We start from the raw sequence: 14,990 nt of genomic DNA, 5'->3' as shown, positions 1-14,990 counted from the left end.
AAAAAAGCAAGAAAATTGAACTTTATGTTGTTATTCAGTTATTCCCGTCTCAATGAGTTTTACCTTAGCATGAACGGCTATTTCGATATTCGGATATTCCAGCTGCCATTTTTCAAAGTTTAAACCACGAACTGAATGTCTAGCTATATACCCAATCCCTACTGGGTCAATATTTTTTTCTTGAAAATGGTTTAGCATTTCTTCAGATTTTTCCTTAATGATGGTTTCGAGTTGAGTGATAATCTGTTTGGTGATTTCAGGGGTTACTTTATTTCCTGAAAACTCACTTAATATTCCTTCAAACTTAATTGTAATGTTTACTTTTGGAGACCCATGCACTTCCTCTACCTTTATTTTCCTTTTCGTTTTGATTCGCTTGACGGACGCATACTCATCCGTATCCTTTAATCGCAATGTATAAGACCCCTCACCGTAGTTTTCTACCATCGCTTTAAAAAAGAACAAATCTTCTTCATTAATTTTTGATACCATCGTTCCATTTTGAAACAAAGCTAACCCTGTGATTTCCATCTTATCTCCAATTAATTTCAAAATGGGGAGATAGGGATCCATCCCTTCCATATAATGCAAATATAAAAAGGTATGTAAATCAGACTTTGGCACATCTTGTTTTTGGATATTATGTTCTAAAATTGTGGCAAGATATTCCCCTGTTCCCCTGTTTCCTAACTTTTTTTCTAATACGTCCTTTGTTTTCCCCTCAACAATTCCTAAATACACTCTCGCACCAACACTTGCATCACGTTGAAGCGCATCAATATACCGTAAAATCCCGTTTTTCGCTAACTCATCTTCATACAGAGCCACTCGTAGACCTCCCGTTACCAGTGGATCAGCTGATTGTTTTTGTAATACATTTATAATTTCTTTTGCCAAGACTGATACGTCGGAAAAACTGGCATTGTCGATACTTTTATCTGCAAGAAAAACAGGGATTGCAGCTGTACCTCTAATTTTTTGTCCTTCAGCACGATCAAACCCAACAGCTGAAACGACATTAACCTCATCAATGATTTCTTCTGATACCCTACCGTATACAATCGTAATGACTGTAAAAGCAGTTAACACGATTCCAATAAGAATCTTTTTCATTTATTCTCCCTCACTTTACGAATGACAAGTGTGAGCACAAAAAGGATAGGAATATAAACAAATACATAATAGAAACCAAAATTTGACATGTATTCGTTAAGCATATCTATTTGTTGACGTGTTTTAAAAAAACTGCTAATCACCCAAACAACAGGTAAAATGAAAAGAATCACCTTTCGTTGTTGAACCGAAAATACTTTTTTAATACTTCTGCTTGCACCCCAGATTGTGAGACAAATATTAGGAAGGATGATAAAAAACCATGATGCTACTCCAACATATTCAAACCTCTCCACAAAAGGCATCACAATTGTTTTAAACATGGATAACGTAGCCCAAATATGTTTATCGAGCTGGCCAGAACTATAGAAAAGAATGGCTGTAATCATCGTAGTTAAATATAAAACTGTCGTAGCTAAGACACCAAGATGGGCCCATTTCTGAGAACTTTTAGGGTTTTTTATAAATGGATAAAAGATTAACAATGTTTCAAATCCTATGATACTCAAGGTCATGTCCTTTGTTCCTTTGGCAATTTCTATAAAAGAATGATTCAAGATGGGTAGTAAGTTTCGTACATGTGCAAATTCTAAAGGAAAAAAAACTAATAGAAGAATATAGACCGGTAGGACAATGCTAAAAAAGCTAATTCCGGTTACTGCTCTAAATCCACCTAAAATAATATAGTACGTAAGGATCAAAGCAAATAAACTAAAGACCCAGGCATTTAACTCTGGAAACATCCATACTTGTACAACCTCAATATAAGTGCGTAAAACAGTCATTGCTACTGCCATAAGATAAATGACAAATAATAGGCTAAAAAAGCCTCCAACCCATTTACCGAAAACCTCTTTATGAACTTCGATTATGTCCCCTTTTGAATCATTTAATATTTTATACATCATCCATACAATAACGTGTACTGCTGCTCCTGCTAGAATAATGGCGATCCAACTATCATACCCTGCTGTTTTTGCAATAATTCGTTGGAAACCCAGTATTCCTACCCCAACCTGCATGGAATGAATTAAGAAAAATACAAAAAAAGGAGATACTAAAAACGATTCTTTGACCCTTTCCATAGTTGCAACTCCTTGGATTTTCGGCTACTCGTCAATATCCTTTTTCTTCTCCGCTTTCTTTTCGTTAAAACGGATAGTGTCTCCTGGACGAACATAAGTTGGACGCTTTGCAAGCTGTGAAAATGGCATCCGTACAAATGCATCCTTTAAATCCCTAATCCGTAATGGGTAAATGGGTTCTAAAAATGGTCGCCCTAAGGAAGTTAATCGAATTAAATGTGTCAATAGAAAGCAGAAACACATCACTATTCCTAATAAGCCCCATAGCTGTGCTAAAAGAAGAAACGGAAACCGGATTAACCTGATTGTATTACCCATTGTATAAACAGGTGTTGTAAATGAAGCTAATGCTGCAAGTGCTACCATAATCAACAACACATTACTCGTAAGTCCAGCTTCTACAGATGCCGTTCCAATTACAATACCACCCACGATACCGATCGTTTGACCAACCTTTGCGGGTAACCTTGCCCCAGCCTCACGTAATAGCTCAATAACAATTTCTAAAAACAATGCCTCTAAAATCGGTGGCAATGGGACCTCACGTCTTGAGATAACCAGAGTTGCTAGTAAATCTCGTGGGATTAATTCATGATGATAAGTAAGAACAGCAACATAAATCGGTGTGATTAATATAGAAAAGATGACTGAAAAAAGTCGAAGTAACCGAACAAAGGTAGCAATGTACCAATTCATGAAATAATCTTCAAACGATGAAAAAAACTCAACAAGGGTAGTCGGGGCGATAATAGCTTGAGGCGACCCCTCTGAAAGCACTACTACTTTCCCCTCCACTAGTACAGATGCAGTACGGTCAGGACGCTCCGTTTCAAGCATTAATGGAAATGGAGAGTTCGTATTATCAACAATGATTTCCGTAATAAAAGAAGTATCATTAATCGAATCAAACTCGATATCATTAAGTCGCTGTAAAATAGTTTGTACATTCTCTTTTTCCACAATGTCTTCTATATAAAGTACGGCCACCTTCGTCCTTGATAATTTCCCAACAGTTATTTCTTTCACACGCAATTCAGGTACGGGCAATCGTTTTCGTATTAAATTCAAATTGGTATCTAGTGATTCGACAAAAGCCTCTTTCGGACCATTGACACTAAATTCCACTTCAGGTGTACTAACCGATCTTTTTTCAAATTTAACTGCATCAATAAGAGCACAATAGCCGTCATGCTTGTGAAATTGAATCATGATACTGCCTTGCAAAATTTTATTTTCTATTTCTTTAACCTTGTTTGTAATGACAATCTCCTTATTCGGAAGAACTCCTTTAAGGTTTTGAATTGAATAGATTTTTGTATAGAGCAAGTAAGGTAAAATCTGTTCATTGAGGGTTTGTGTATCAATAATATTACGCTGATAACAAACCCAAAAAGGGCGAATGGCTTGGTTATTAAAGTGACAAATAAAGTCCGATGATTTTCGGAACGTTTGATAGATCTCCTCCGTTAATCGAGGTTTTTTATGTTCTTTTTTAAACCAATTTGCCATAATAATCTCCTTCTAACTTCCACATTGTCTCTTTACCACTTCCCTTCTGTTAGTTATTCCTTGAAATGTATGGAATTTATGCATAGAACTTCTATTTACTTTGAATTTATTGGAATGAAATTGAGGCATGAAACTGTATGTCCCGCAAGATAATAAGAAAAAGTGGGTTTGAGGTGAAGAAAATGTGGAATAAAAAAAGAATTGCGATTGTGGCATTGGCCATCACAATCGGACTAACGATATTTGTTTCTTTTTCATACTTTAATAATGGGGATAAAGAAAGCCCGAAATCGTTTTCTACCCCTAACAGTTCTGTACCCTTAAATAATGGAACGATTGATACGTCACCGCAAATTATGAATGTCGACTCGATTCAACTCTATAATAATGTTCAAAAACACTTAGACAACCATAAAGAAATTGATGTGATTGATCATAATGGTAAGGATAAAAGCCATTACCATCACCATCAGGTTATTGTTGATTTTAAAAACCATCTAACACAAGCAGAAATTAAACAAATTGAAAAAGATATCGATGGAAAGCTATTACGAAAACTCGATTCGTCTTACATTTTTGAATCAAATAACCTGAAAACGGGTGAAATGATTTCGTATTTCGAAAAAAACAAAAACGTTGAATTTGCAGAGCCAAATTATATTATGATGCAAAACCAGGAGCACCCAAATGACCTTTTGTACAATGATTTTCAATGGAATTTACGAATGATTGATTCGGAGAACGGCTGGGGCATTTCGCAAGGATCGGATAAGGTAAAAATTGCAATTGTTGATACTGGAGTAGACTTGGATCATCCTGACCTTGTAAATCGGATCACAGATGGTTATAACGTTCTTAAAGACAACAATGTTCCAGATGATGACAATGGGCATGGTACACATGTTGCTGGTATTATTGCTTCCCAAACAAACAATCATCAAGGAACAGCTGGAATCACATGGTTTAACCCCATCATGCCAGTTAAAGTAATGGGCTCTGATGGATATGGGTCCACCTTCGATATTGCCAGAGGCATCATTTGGGCAACTGACCATGGGGCAGATGTCATCAACCTTAGCCTCGGCAACTACCAGGGCTCAAAGCTATTAAAACAAGCGGTTGATTATGCATACAAACACGACGTAGTCATGGTAGCGGCATCAGGAAATGACAATTCAAGTCAGCCAAGTTATCCATCAGCATATCCAGAAGTATTAAGTGTGGCTGCCGTTGACTTAAACGGAGATAAAGCCGAGTTTTCGAATTATGGGGATTATATTGATGTGACTGCACCCGGTGTAACGATCCCGAGCACCTATATTGATGAGCAATATGCTGCATTATCAGGTACATCAATGGCAGCCCCACATGTGGCGGCTCTTGCGGCTTTAATGCGATCAATCAACCCAAATCTTTCAAATAAAGAAATAATGGATATGATCAAAGGTACCAGCTTGGATCTCGGGAAAGCCGGGAAAGATATTTACTTTGGCGAAGGACTGATTGATATTGTCCAAGCCCTCCAACAAGCAAAACAAGGAGCGTAATCTAAAAGTGGGTAACCCCCACTTTTTCTTTTTTCATTCATATTCCAGATGATTTAGGAAAGGATAAAAAAAGAAATTGGCAACGTTTATATTGGAGGAAGGAAATTGTCTAATACTGGAACTCTACAACGAAGTGAGTATCGTCTCATCATCGCTGCACTTTTACTCATTGTCATTTTTGTATCTCCATATTTTATTCTTGGAGAGAATGCTCATTTACGAGTCCATGACAATTTAGATTCAAATCTTGCCTGGTATCGAGTTCTAGCCCAAAGCAATCAAATCCTTGGACCAGTTGATGCGAACATCCCCCAAATTATCAATGGGCAGCTTCAAAGAGGGGCATTTGGAACCGAATTTAGCGGGATTGTTTGGTTACATCTCGTTTTTCCACCAATGGTTGCCTATGGGCTAAGCCAATTTTTCACCAGAATTTTTGCATTTATCGGGATGTACTTGTTATTAAAAAAATATTTTTTATCAAAAAATGAATGGTCATGGATTCGTATAGGGGTTTCATTAGCCTTTGCACTGACCCCTTTTTGGCCATCCGGAATGCTAAGTACCCTTGGGATGCCTTTGGCACTTTGGGCACTGCTGAATATTCGTGCTGGGGAGAAATCATGGGTAAACTGGTTAACATTGACCTTACTCCCTTTCTATGCAAGCATCGTCCTTGGTTTTTTCTTTTTTATAAGTGCGATGGGTATTCTTTGGATTGTTGATTGTATGCGTGGGAAGGGATGGAATCTTCGTTTTTTATGGGCACTCATCTATTTTACCTTGATTTTCATGGTGGTTGAATACCGATTAGTGTACTCCTTTCTTTTTGTGGACGATCCAAACAGTCGTGATGAATACTTTCATGCTCGCTTATCATTCCTTCGTGCGCTACGACTTTCCTTAAAAAATTACGTCCTAGGTCATACTCATGTAATGAGTGTTCATGGCTTAATCATTTTGCCAGTCACCCTGCTCGCATTGAATATTGTGTTGTTAAAGAAAAGCTGGAAACAGGAGAAAGTTTTTCTTTTCTTACATCTTTTAAATGCTGTCTTGTCGATTTGGTATGCATTTTGGTTTTACAAAGGCTGGATTCCTTTAACGGAACGGTTTCATTTTCTAAACACATTTAATTTTGCAAGATACCATTTTCTTAGACCAATGGTGATCTACATTTTATTTGCCCTATCGTTAAAAATCTTGTGGGAGTACAAACCGAATTGGAAGGGAGCAAGCATATTATTCTTGGTTGCCCAATTAGCAGTTGTGGCCTCTTTTAATGAAGAAATTGTCTATAAAAAGAAGCCCACCTTTCAGCAATTCTTTGCAGAAAAACAATTTGAGGATATCAAAACCTACATAGGAATGCCACAAGACGATTACCGAGTTGCAAGCATCGGCCTCCATCCTGCCATCGCTCAATTTAACGGGTTTTACACCCTTGACACTTACAATAATTTTTATCCTCTTTCCTATAAACATCAATTTCGAGAAATTATCGCGAAAGAGTTAGTAAAGGATAAAAAATTACGTCAATATTTCGATGAATGGGGCGGACGCTGTTATCTCTTTTTGGATGAACTCGGAAAACACTATATGTTCAAAAAGACCTCAAAAAAGGAAATAAAGAAAATGGAACTCAATATGAAAGCATTTTACGACATGGGAGGCAGGTATATTTTTTCATCCTTGCCCATCAAAAATGCTTCAAAAAATCATCTTGAACTTGAGCAAACCTTCGATTCACCAGAATCTGCATGGAGGATTTATTTATATCGAGTGTCGATTGCTCAATAAAAACTATAAGGGGGATTCATCATGAATGCACCAGCACTTACCATCGTTGTTCCTTGCTACAATGAAGAAGAAGTTCTTCCCGAAACGATGAAGCAGCTTCGAACCCTTTTAGATGAGCTTATAACAGACAAACTTGTTTCAGAAAAAAGTAGACTCTTGTTTGTCGATGATGGTAGCAAGGATCAAACATGGTCCATTATTTATAAAAAAGGTCTAGAAGACAATAAGATGAAAGGGCTTAAACTAGCACGAAATGTCGGACACCAAAATGCATTACTAGCTGGCCTGTTTGCTGCAAAACGGCAATCAGATTGTCTTGTTTCGATAGATGCCGATTTGCAAGATGATATCACAGTCATTCGCGAGTTTCTGAATCGGTATACTGAAGGTTATGAAATTGTTTATGGTGTTCGAAAAGAGCGCAAGACAGACACCTTTTTCAAAAAACATACGGCACAAGGTTTCTATAAGCTAATGCAATTCATGGGTGTGAACCTTGTTTATAACCATGCCGATTACCGGTTAATGAGTAAACGAGCCGTTGAAGTACTTGAACAATTCGATGAGAGCAATCTTTTTTTACGTGGGGTTGTACCTCTTGTTGGCTTTCAGTCAACGTCTGTTTTTTACGATCGAAAGGAACGAATGGCAGGGGAAACGAAATACCCATTACGGAAAATGCTCTCGTTTGCCCTCGATGGCATTACATCCTTTAGCGTTACACCGATTCGCTTTATTTCCTTGATTGGATTGCTCTCTTTTTTTGTCAGCCTTTTCTTTGGTGGATACTTCATTTATTTAAAATTTAGTGACCAAACCCAAACAGGTTGGACTTCACTGATTACGTCAATTTGGTTAATTGGTGGACTACAGTTGATTGCTTTAGGTTTTATTGGAGAATATATCGGAAAAATCTATAAGGAGACGAAGCGACGACCGAAATTTGTTATTGATATTGATACGTACAATCTTGCGGTTCCTGAAGAAGAGCCTCTTTCTCCGGAAGAGGGTGAACTCTTGATTGATTACAACCCACTTTCTGAAACCAACTAATACCTTTGTTCGTTTTTTGCTTGTCGGAGTCATAAATACGCTTGTTGGACTCTCAAGTATATTATTATTGCTACATATAGTCGGTTTTTCCTATTGGCTTGCGACCTTTGTTGGCAATTCGCTTGGAGCCGGAATCAGCTATATATTGAACAGACGATTCACTTTTGGTAGCAAAGCAATGTATGGTAAAAGTATTCCACTGTTTGTTTTAGTAATATTAAGCTGCTATTTTCTTTCATTTTCGATGAGTAAGTTCGTTTCAGGATTCATTTTTGTGCAATATCCAAACGAGATGGCTGTTTTACTGGGGACATGCCTTTATACAATTTTGAACTATCTTGGGCAGAAATATATTGTATTTTCATCCTAAAAGCACTTTGACTTTGGGAAGTCCAAAATAGGAACCCCTTGTAGGCTTTTGATAGTAAAAAAAGCACTTTGGTTAAGTGCTTTTTTTCATGTTTTTAATGGTTTTCTGCAGGAAGACAACACCCACGCATAAAAATATGACCATTAGGATTGCCGGTAAATGGTTCTTTTTAGAAAGGTTAGCCGGATCAATGTCAGCACGAGTGCCCATTGCTTCCTTTGGCATATCCATTTTAAGTTGCTTCGCCGCAAGTTGTCGACCATCTTCCCCAAGGACCTGAAGCACTCCTTGGTCATTCATTGCCAGTTGAACGTCTTCATTTTTCTTTTGTGTGTATGGAAGTGGTTTATTGAGATGGTAACTTTCATTCTGCTCACCGAAAAACTTCTCGCTTGAAGCCACCTCTGCTACCTCAAAGTTTTCAAATCCATAGTCTAAAAGTGCCACTGTATCCTCATATGCATATTTATCCCGTTCTGCCTTTAACACAATCGCAATCAAAGATAAATCACCTTGTTCTGCTGATGTTGAAAGGGTGTATCGCGATTCTTGTACAAACCCAGTTTTTCCACCTGTAATTCCTTCATAGGGAATTTCTCCTCTAAGCAATAAATGATGGCTAAAAAGGGTGGTATCCCATGATTCTCCGTCCCATGCTAATTCTTTTGTTCCAAAAATCTCACGGAAAACGGGATTCTTTAGCGCATATTTCGTAATTAAAGCAAGGTCATATGCGGTTGTGTAGTGATTTTCATCAAAGAGACCGTGTGGGTTCGTAAAATGAGTTTGTTCGACGCCAATTTCTTCTTTTAAATATTGATTGAGTGACTCTGCAAAGGACTCTATGCTCCCATTAAGATGTTCTGCGATGGCAACCCCGGCATCATTTCCAGAATTGATTAATAAGCCTTGAATAAGATGTTTTAATGTGACCTGCTCCCCTTCTTCAAGGTATACACGTGTACCATCCGTTTCATAGGCGTTTGCACTGACAGATACAATATCATCTAAATTTCCTTTTTCAATCGCATAGATAGCGGTTGCCATTTTCGTTAAACTTGCAGGATACATTTGGGTACGACTATTTTTCTCATATAAAATTGAACCAGTATTTGCATCTATTAAAATGACTGCATCACTCTTAATCGCAGGTGCTCCAACATCCGTAGCACCTTCTGCATGAACTTGAAAAGGTGAAAGAGAAGTCATTAGAAATACTAGAACTAAAACAAAATAAAACTGTTTCATTTCTCTTCTCCCCTTGAGACAAAGATCCTTACTCCCGTGTTTCATCTATGATTTTTCTCATTTGTGGGACAAGGTACTTGTCTACATGTCCCACACGATTTTACAATTACAGGTATTCGTATGTCAAATTGATTTTCTGACGGGAGCGCCACAGTTCGGCGCCCAAGTCAGAACCTTGAAAGAAGATCTAGACATAGAAAAGACGTTGGTACGATTTTAACCAGACGTCTATTTTTCAATTATTTATGGTATGTGTAAATGGAACTCCATTCATGGATGATATTTGTTGCCAAAAGTGCTTTTTGAGCAAACTTTTCTGCTTTCTTTATGAGTTCCTTTTCATCTAACTGTCCTTCAAAATTAGGATTTACTTTGTAATACATGTAGGTGTTTGTATCATTTTGGCGAAACCGAACAAACGCAACAAAATCCTTTTCTTTATAGACGGAATAAAAGTAATCAGTGGACTTTCTAAACAATTCAAAATCAGTCCAATTGATGATCTTATATCCTTCTGCCTCGGTCATCGGGACAAGGTGTAAGTCTATTGTAACATCTGTAAAAATGTCTGTAACCTGGAAGTGTTCCACCACAATGATGGTATCTTCGTTAAGCTCGTATCCATCAATTTTTAAAGGCTTCTCCCAACTAAAAATATGATCCTCGATAAATTCATCCAAAGTGGAATTTTCACCTTTTGCAATACGTTCTCCCAATTTACCTTGAATTTCACCAAATCGAATTTCATAAAAATCGGTAATTTTGAGGTTTGCTTTATGCTCATTTCGCTTTGTAAACACCTGGATGATATCGCCTATTTCACTCTTTTCCTCGTTTGGTAATTGATCATACCAAACTTTTGGAGTACAGGTGACTGTTTTCACACCTCGAAGGACCTCTTCAAGAAGTCTTTCATCGTATTCATCTCGACCCCAAAAATCGATTCGTTTCATTCAAATCACCTCTTCCCACTATTTGAATTATATAATGGAAGGTTTGAAAGAAACAACCCAAAAACTTGGTAAGCTCCATGATTGTACTTATTAAAATGATTTTATAAAAAGTTGGTTTAATGTATACGCTTTAGATTATACCCCTACATCCTGTTCTCATAAAATGAAAAAAGTCACACATATTGTATTTTTTTCAACACATGAGAACGGTCGTTTCTACACAAGTTAAGAAAGGATTTTTGAAAGGTGAAGGCCTTTTGACGATCCAAAAAATTCGTCTGGGAGGTTCCACATGCAAAACAACAATCAGCAAATTCCAGCACAGGCTCAATCTGCTTTAAATCAAATTAAACAAACGGCTAAGCAATTAGCCCAAACAGAGCAAATGAACGCTCAACAATTCCAACAAAGCTCACCACAAGCACAACAGGCAGCCCCTGGATTTGCAGGACGTGAATTGAATGCTGCTCAACAATTAAATCAGATAGAGCAGACCGCACAACAGCTCCAACAATCTGTTGGGCAACAACAGTTCACTTCAACTGGTTCCTCTTTCAGTACCGAATTTGCTAGCGAAACTGATGTAGCTGAGGTTCGAAAACAGAACCAGCAATCACAATCTAACAAAAATCGCTAGGAACCCTTTACTATAACACCTCCACACCACGTGGAGGTGTTTTTAAGGAATTGTCTCGACACCACATAAAAGGTTCTAAATTACTCATACTACAAAATGAAAAGTTAAGAATGGAGATGAACGATTTGGGTAGAACGAAGCGTGGAAATGCAAATGCGCAGCGAAATAATAATGTCAAAAAAGGGAACAGAATCAGCGAAGAACTTGTTGAATTTGCATCCTATACAGAAGTAGAAGCAGAAAAACAAAATGTTCAAAAGAAGAAAAAGAAATAGATGTGAGGTCAAGGTTTCACCTTGACCTTTTTTATGTGAATGATGCTATCGCGCAATTATTAAAAATAAAACGCAATTCCTAAAAATCACGCGCAATTCTCGTTTGCTAAAGCGCAATTCCCAAAAATAACGCGCATTTCGACTAAATTAAAGCACAATTAGCCCTTAGAAATGCTTTTTATACCATTCAGCTGCTGCTGCAACCTCTGTTCCGGTTAACATATGCCCATGATTTTCCCAGTGAACTTCTACATCCGCATTGGCGGCTTGTAATAGATTTTGAAGATCAACTGTTTCTTGTGCAGGACAGATTGGGTCATTTTTACCGGCTGCGATGAATACTGGTGTACCTGATTGGTCTGGTAATTCAATGTCTCGTCTTGGCACCATCGGATGATGAAGGATCGCACCTTTTAATGCATCCTTGTAATGAAACAATAAGCTTCCCGCAATATTAGCTCCATTTGAATATCCGATAGCTACTATGTTATTTCGATCGAATGAATACTTTGTTGCAGCTTCATCAAGAAATTCATTTAATTCTCTTGTTCGGAAAATAAGATCCTCTATATCAAAAACACCTTCGGCTAAGCGACGGAAAAAGCGGGGCATGCCATTTTCAGATACGTTTCCACGGACACTTAATACAGACGCATCTTTATCAATATGTGGCGCCAACGGCAATAAATCAGATTCAGTTCCCCCTGTTCCATGTAACAAGAGTAGGGTTGGTTTGGATTTATCTTTACCTTCTTGGAATATATGCTTCATTATAATTCCCTCCAAAAAATGTTCATTTTAGTATTTCCTACTGAATTTCAATTATTAGACTAATTTAAAGTATCTTAAATTCAAGATAATATACTCGAATCCATTTGTCAATTGTCATATAACTTGGACAAGTCTCATATCCTTTTATATACGTTTTTAGGAGGGAAAGTATGAGTCGAAAAATCATTCTTCTATTTATTTTACTAACATTTTTAATAGGATGTACTTCCAATTCAAAGACAGCGTCAGAACTGTACAGCACCCTTGATCAAAATCTCTCTCAGAAGGACCTGGCATTATTAGATAGCCTAGAAAGTCATGTGCAAAAATTTAACCAACTTAATGAAGAACTAGATATGCTTTTGGATGAAATGAAAAAAGATGATGAACTTGAAGCGGCCATTGAAATGATGCAAATCGCTAACGAAGAGGCCATGTATATTTACAACTTAATTGAGCTTGATGAACAACCAACTAATGAAAATTTATATGAACTTAGGAGCCATGTTCAAGCCTCAATTGAAAAATACATGGAAGCCATGAACATGCAGCTTGAAGGGATTTCGACGGGTGACCCAAAGAAGACGGATGAAGCTTATGAAGAAATGAAAATAATTAATGAGGAATTAGATAAATTGTATCGCTCAATGGAAGGATAGATTGATTTAGTGTGTCTTCAAGCAAAAGTATAGAATCCGATATTTAACCTATACTACCCATAGATAATATTGGGGGAGGTGGCCTCGTGGACAAGCATAATGTTCGCTTATCTAGTGCCGAAATTGGTGGATTATGGACAACCTTTATACAGGGTAGTATGACCGTTTGTTTAATTAAATATTTTCTTCATCATTTACGTGATGAAGAAATTAAAACTATTTTGAAACAGTCTGGTAACATCTATAATGGGCAAATGAAACAAATAAAAGAAATTTTTCTACAAGAGAAAATCCCAATACCTGATGCATTTGGTGATGAAGATTTGAACCTGTCTGCCCCACCATTGTTTTACGATCCTTTTGCTCTCACATTTGTTTATGCTATGAGTCGTATGAACATGATTAATTTTAGTTTCATTACATCCAATATTGCTAGAGACGATGTGCGATCATTTTTTTCAAATTGCCTATCTGATGCATTAAAGCAATATAATGAGGCCACACAGTTAATGCTTGAAAAAGGAATGTATGACCGACCCCCAATGGTAGTCTATCCTTCTGAAATTGAGTATGTGGAAAAGACTACCTATTTAACCAAGCTAATTGGAGAAAAAAGACCTTTAAATGTCGTTGAAATCACTGATATGTTTTTTAATATTGAACGGAATTACTTCGCGATTGTCCTTTGTATGGGATTTCAACAGGTGATCCAAGACAAGGAAATCTTGGAATTTATTAAAGACGGAAGGACTATTTCCGAGAAGCAAATCTCCTTTATTAATGACTTATTTAAACATGAAAATCTCATGAGTACAACCTCTATCCCTATGGAGGTAACGGATTCGACCGTTTCTCCGTTTTCCAATAAGCTTATTCTGACGCTCTTCCATGCTCTAAACAGTATCGATATTACTCTTATTGGTCATGCCCAGGCATTATCGATGAGGACTGATTTAGTTGCTTTCTATACAAAAACAATAGGTGAGATTTTCTTATATGCCGCAAAAGGCTTTAAAATGTTGGTTGAACGAGGATGGATGCAGGAACCTCCTTCGAACCTTGATCGAAATAAATTAAGGAACACTCATAAATAAGCGACGTACCACTTGAGGCACGTCGTTTATTTATGGAAAATTTGAAATCGATCCCATACATCCTCTAAATCAGTAAGATGTTTTTCAATTTCTCCCCGCTTCTTTCGCCCCACTTCTGTTAATAAAGCATTCACTAAACTTAACGGAGCAACAAACGAATCTATATAGGATGGCATTTCACTTGGTGAGCAAAGGGCAATATCGGCATAGGGAATCAAGGGGGAAAGTACCGTATCTGTAATGGCAATGACATTTGCCCCGCGATCTTTTGCGAAAGACACTGCATCAATTGTATTTTTCGTATACCTTGCAAAGCTTAGTCCGATAACCGTATCCTCGTTTGTTATTCGAAATAACTTTTCAGAAATTCCATTCGGGTTTCTAATTAACTCCGTATTTTCAAACAATAGGTCCAAATAAAACTCTAAAAAGGAACCAAGTGAAACTGCACTTCGATTCGCAACAATAAAAATTCGTTTTGCATCAATAATGGCTTGAACAGCCTGACGGAAGGCTGTTATATCGAATTGGTCTGCCATCTTTTGAATTCGGCTTACTTCCTCCTGAAACATTTCGTAAACAGCTTTATCCTCTGAATCATAAATATCATCGGAGATTTTTAACCTTTCCACTGTGGTAAGCTGCCTTTTCACGGAATCCTGCATCTCTTTTTGCCATTCCGGATAGCCACTATACCCAAGAAATGTAGAAAAACGAACAACAGTTGCTTCACTAACACCTGCCATTTTCGCAAGCTGTCCAACTGTAAAAAATGGAACTGAGTCTGTATGTCCCAATACATACGTTGCAATTTTGCGTTGTGATTTACTCATATCAGTTAATTTATTGGTGATGTTTTGGTATACCTCTTGCATC

At 37.3% G+C, this 14,990-nt stretch carries 15 protein-coding genes; 8 read left to right on the top strand and 7 right to left on the bottom strand.

What is annotated here, in order from left to right:
- Positions 1–30 precede the first annotated feature (30 nt).
- From ABC371_RS10705 to ABC371_RS10695, 3 genes are read right to left on the bottom strand one after another with little or no spacing between them, the layout of a single operon-like run.
- On the bottom strand, positions 31–1,113 hold the full coding sequence (locus ABC371_RS10705; protein WP_412896791.1) for a Ger(x)C family spore germination protein: 1,083 nt from the start codon (positions 1,111–1,113) through the stop codon (positions 31–33).
- Positions 1,110–2,198 (bottom strand): GerAB/ArcD/ProY family transporter, encoded by a 1,089-nt coding sequence (locus ABC371_RS10700; RefSeq protein ID WP_412896790.1) that lies wholly within the window; start codon positions 2,196–2,198, stop codon positions 1,110–1,112. The genes ABC371_RS10705 and ABC371_RS10700 overlap by 4 nt, the downstream gene beginning before the upstream one ends.
- 24 nt (positions 2,199–2,222) lie before the next feature.
- Positions 2,223–3,707, bottom strand: a complete 1,485-nt coding sequence (locus ABC371_RS10695; protein ID WP_412896789.1) for a spore germination protein — start codon at positions 3,705–3,707, stop codon at positions 2,223–2,225.
- A gap of 182 nt (positions 3,708–3,889) precedes the next feature.
- Here ABC371_RS10695 and ABC371_RS10690 point away from each other — a divergent pair, with 182 nt between their 5' ends.
- The 4 genes from ABC371_RS10690 to ABC371_RS10675 all read left to right on the top strand — a co-directional run bounded on the left by ABC371_RS10690 (position 3,890) and on the right by ABC371_RS10675 (position 8,477).
- The gene (locus ABC371_RS10690) at positions 3,890–5,254 is read left to right on the top strand and encodes a S8 family peptidase (protein WP_412896788.1); all 1,365 of its coding nucleotides are present in this window, start codon (positions 3,890–3,892) and stop codon (positions 5,252–5,254) included.
- A 147-nt stretch (positions 5,255–5,401) separates the two neighbouring features.
- The gene (locus tag ABC371_RS10685; protein ID WP_412899326.1) at positions 5,402–7,054 is read left to right on the top strand and encodes a DUF6044 family protein; all 1,653 of its coding nucleotides are present in this window, start codon (positions 5,402–5,404) and stop codon (positions 7,052–7,054) included.
- 21 nt (positions 7,055–7,075) lie between these two features.
- Positions 7,076–8,107, top strand: a complete 1,032-nt coding sequence (locus ABC371_RS10680) for a glycosyltransferase family 2 protein (RefSeq protein WP_412896787.1) — start codon at positions 7,076–7,078, stop codon at positions 8,105–8,107.
- Positions 8,076–8,477 carry a GtrA family protein gene (locus ABC371_RS10675; protein WP_412896786.1) on the top strand — a complete coding sequence of 134 codons (402 nt, stop codon included), beginning with the start codon at positions 8,076–8,078 and terminating at the stop codon, positions 8,475–8,477. Before ABC371_RS10680 ends, ABC371_RS10675 begins: the two co-directional genes overlap by 32 nt.
- Before the next feature lie 72 nt (positions 8,478–8,549).
- Here the strand turns inward: ABC371_RS10675 and ABC371_RS10670 are convergent, their stop codons facing one another.
- Together ABC371_RS10670 and ABC371_RS10665 are read right to left on the bottom strand one after the other, a co-directional pair.
- Positions 8,550–9,725 carry a D-alanyl-D-alanine carboxypeptidase family protein gene (locus ABC371_RS10670; protein WP_412896785.1) on the bottom strand — a complete coding sequence of 392 codons (1,176 nt, stop codon included), beginning with the start codon at positions 9,723–9,725 and terminating at the stop codon, positions 8,550–8,552.
- Positions 9,726–9,964: 239 nt separating this feature from the next.
- Positions 9,965–10,678, bottom strand: coding sequence for an ASCH domain-containing protein (locus tag ABC371_RS10665; RefSeq protein ID WP_412896784.1), 714 nt, complete (start codon positions 10,676–10,678; stop codon positions 9,965–9,967).
- Between the two features lie 292 nt (positions 10,679–10,970).
- Between ABC371_RS10665 and ABC371_RS10660 the strand changes: the two genes are divergently transcribed.
- On the top strand, positions 10,971–11,315 hold the full coding sequence (locus ABC371_RS10660; protein ID WP_412896783.1) for a gamma-type small acid-soluble spore protein: 345 nt from the start codon (positions 10,971–10,973) through the stop codon (positions 11,313–11,315).
- A gap of 125 nt (positions 11,316–11,440) precedes the next feature.
- Entirely contained in the window at positions 11,441–11,590 is a 150-nt protein-coding gene (locus ABC371_RS10655) for a hypothetical protein (protein ID WP_165439141.1), read from the top strand.
- A gap of 165 nt (positions 11,591–11,755) precedes the next feature.
- On the opposite strand, the gene ABC371_RS10650 is transcribed toward ABC371_RS10655, so the two are convergent.
- Positions 11,756–12,361 (bottom strand): alpha/beta hydrolase, encoded by a 606-nt coding sequence (locus tag ABC371_RS10650; RefSeq protein WP_412896782.1) that lies wholly within the window; start codon positions 12,359–12,361, stop codon positions 11,756–11,758.
- A 170-nt stretch (positions 12,362–12,531) separates the two neighbouring features.
- Between ABC371_RS10650 and ABC371_RS10645 the strand changes: the two genes are divergently transcribed.
- Positions 12,532–13,020, top strand: coding sequence for a hypothetical protein (locus ABC371_RS10645; protein ID WP_412896781.1), 489 nt, complete (start codon positions 12,532–12,534; stop codon positions 13,018–13,020).
- Positions 13,021–13,106: 86 nt separating this feature from the next.
- Positions 13,107–14,114, top strand: coding sequence for a DUF3231 family protein (locus ABC371_RS10640; protein ID WP_412896780.1), 1,008 nt, complete (start codon positions 13,107–13,109; stop codon positions 14,112–14,114).
- Positions 14,115–14,140: 26 nt separating this feature from the next.
- On the opposite strand, the gene ABC371_RS10635 is transcribed toward ABC371_RS10640, so the two are convergent.
- A complete protein-coding gene (locus ABC371_RS10635; RefSeq protein ID WP_412896779.1) occupies positions 14,141–14,989 on the bottom strand; it encodes a MurR/RpiR family transcriptional regulator in 849 nt (282 codons plus the stop codon).
- Position 14,990: the final 1 nt, after the last annotated feature.

Origin of the sequence: Bacillus jepli (assembly GCF_047238305.1) — a bacterium.
GTDB lineage: Bacteria > Bacillota > Bacilli > Bacillales > Bacillaceae_L > Ferdinandcohnia.
Note: the sequence above shows the minus strand (reverse complement) of the source record. Positions and strands in the feature narration are given on the sequence as shown.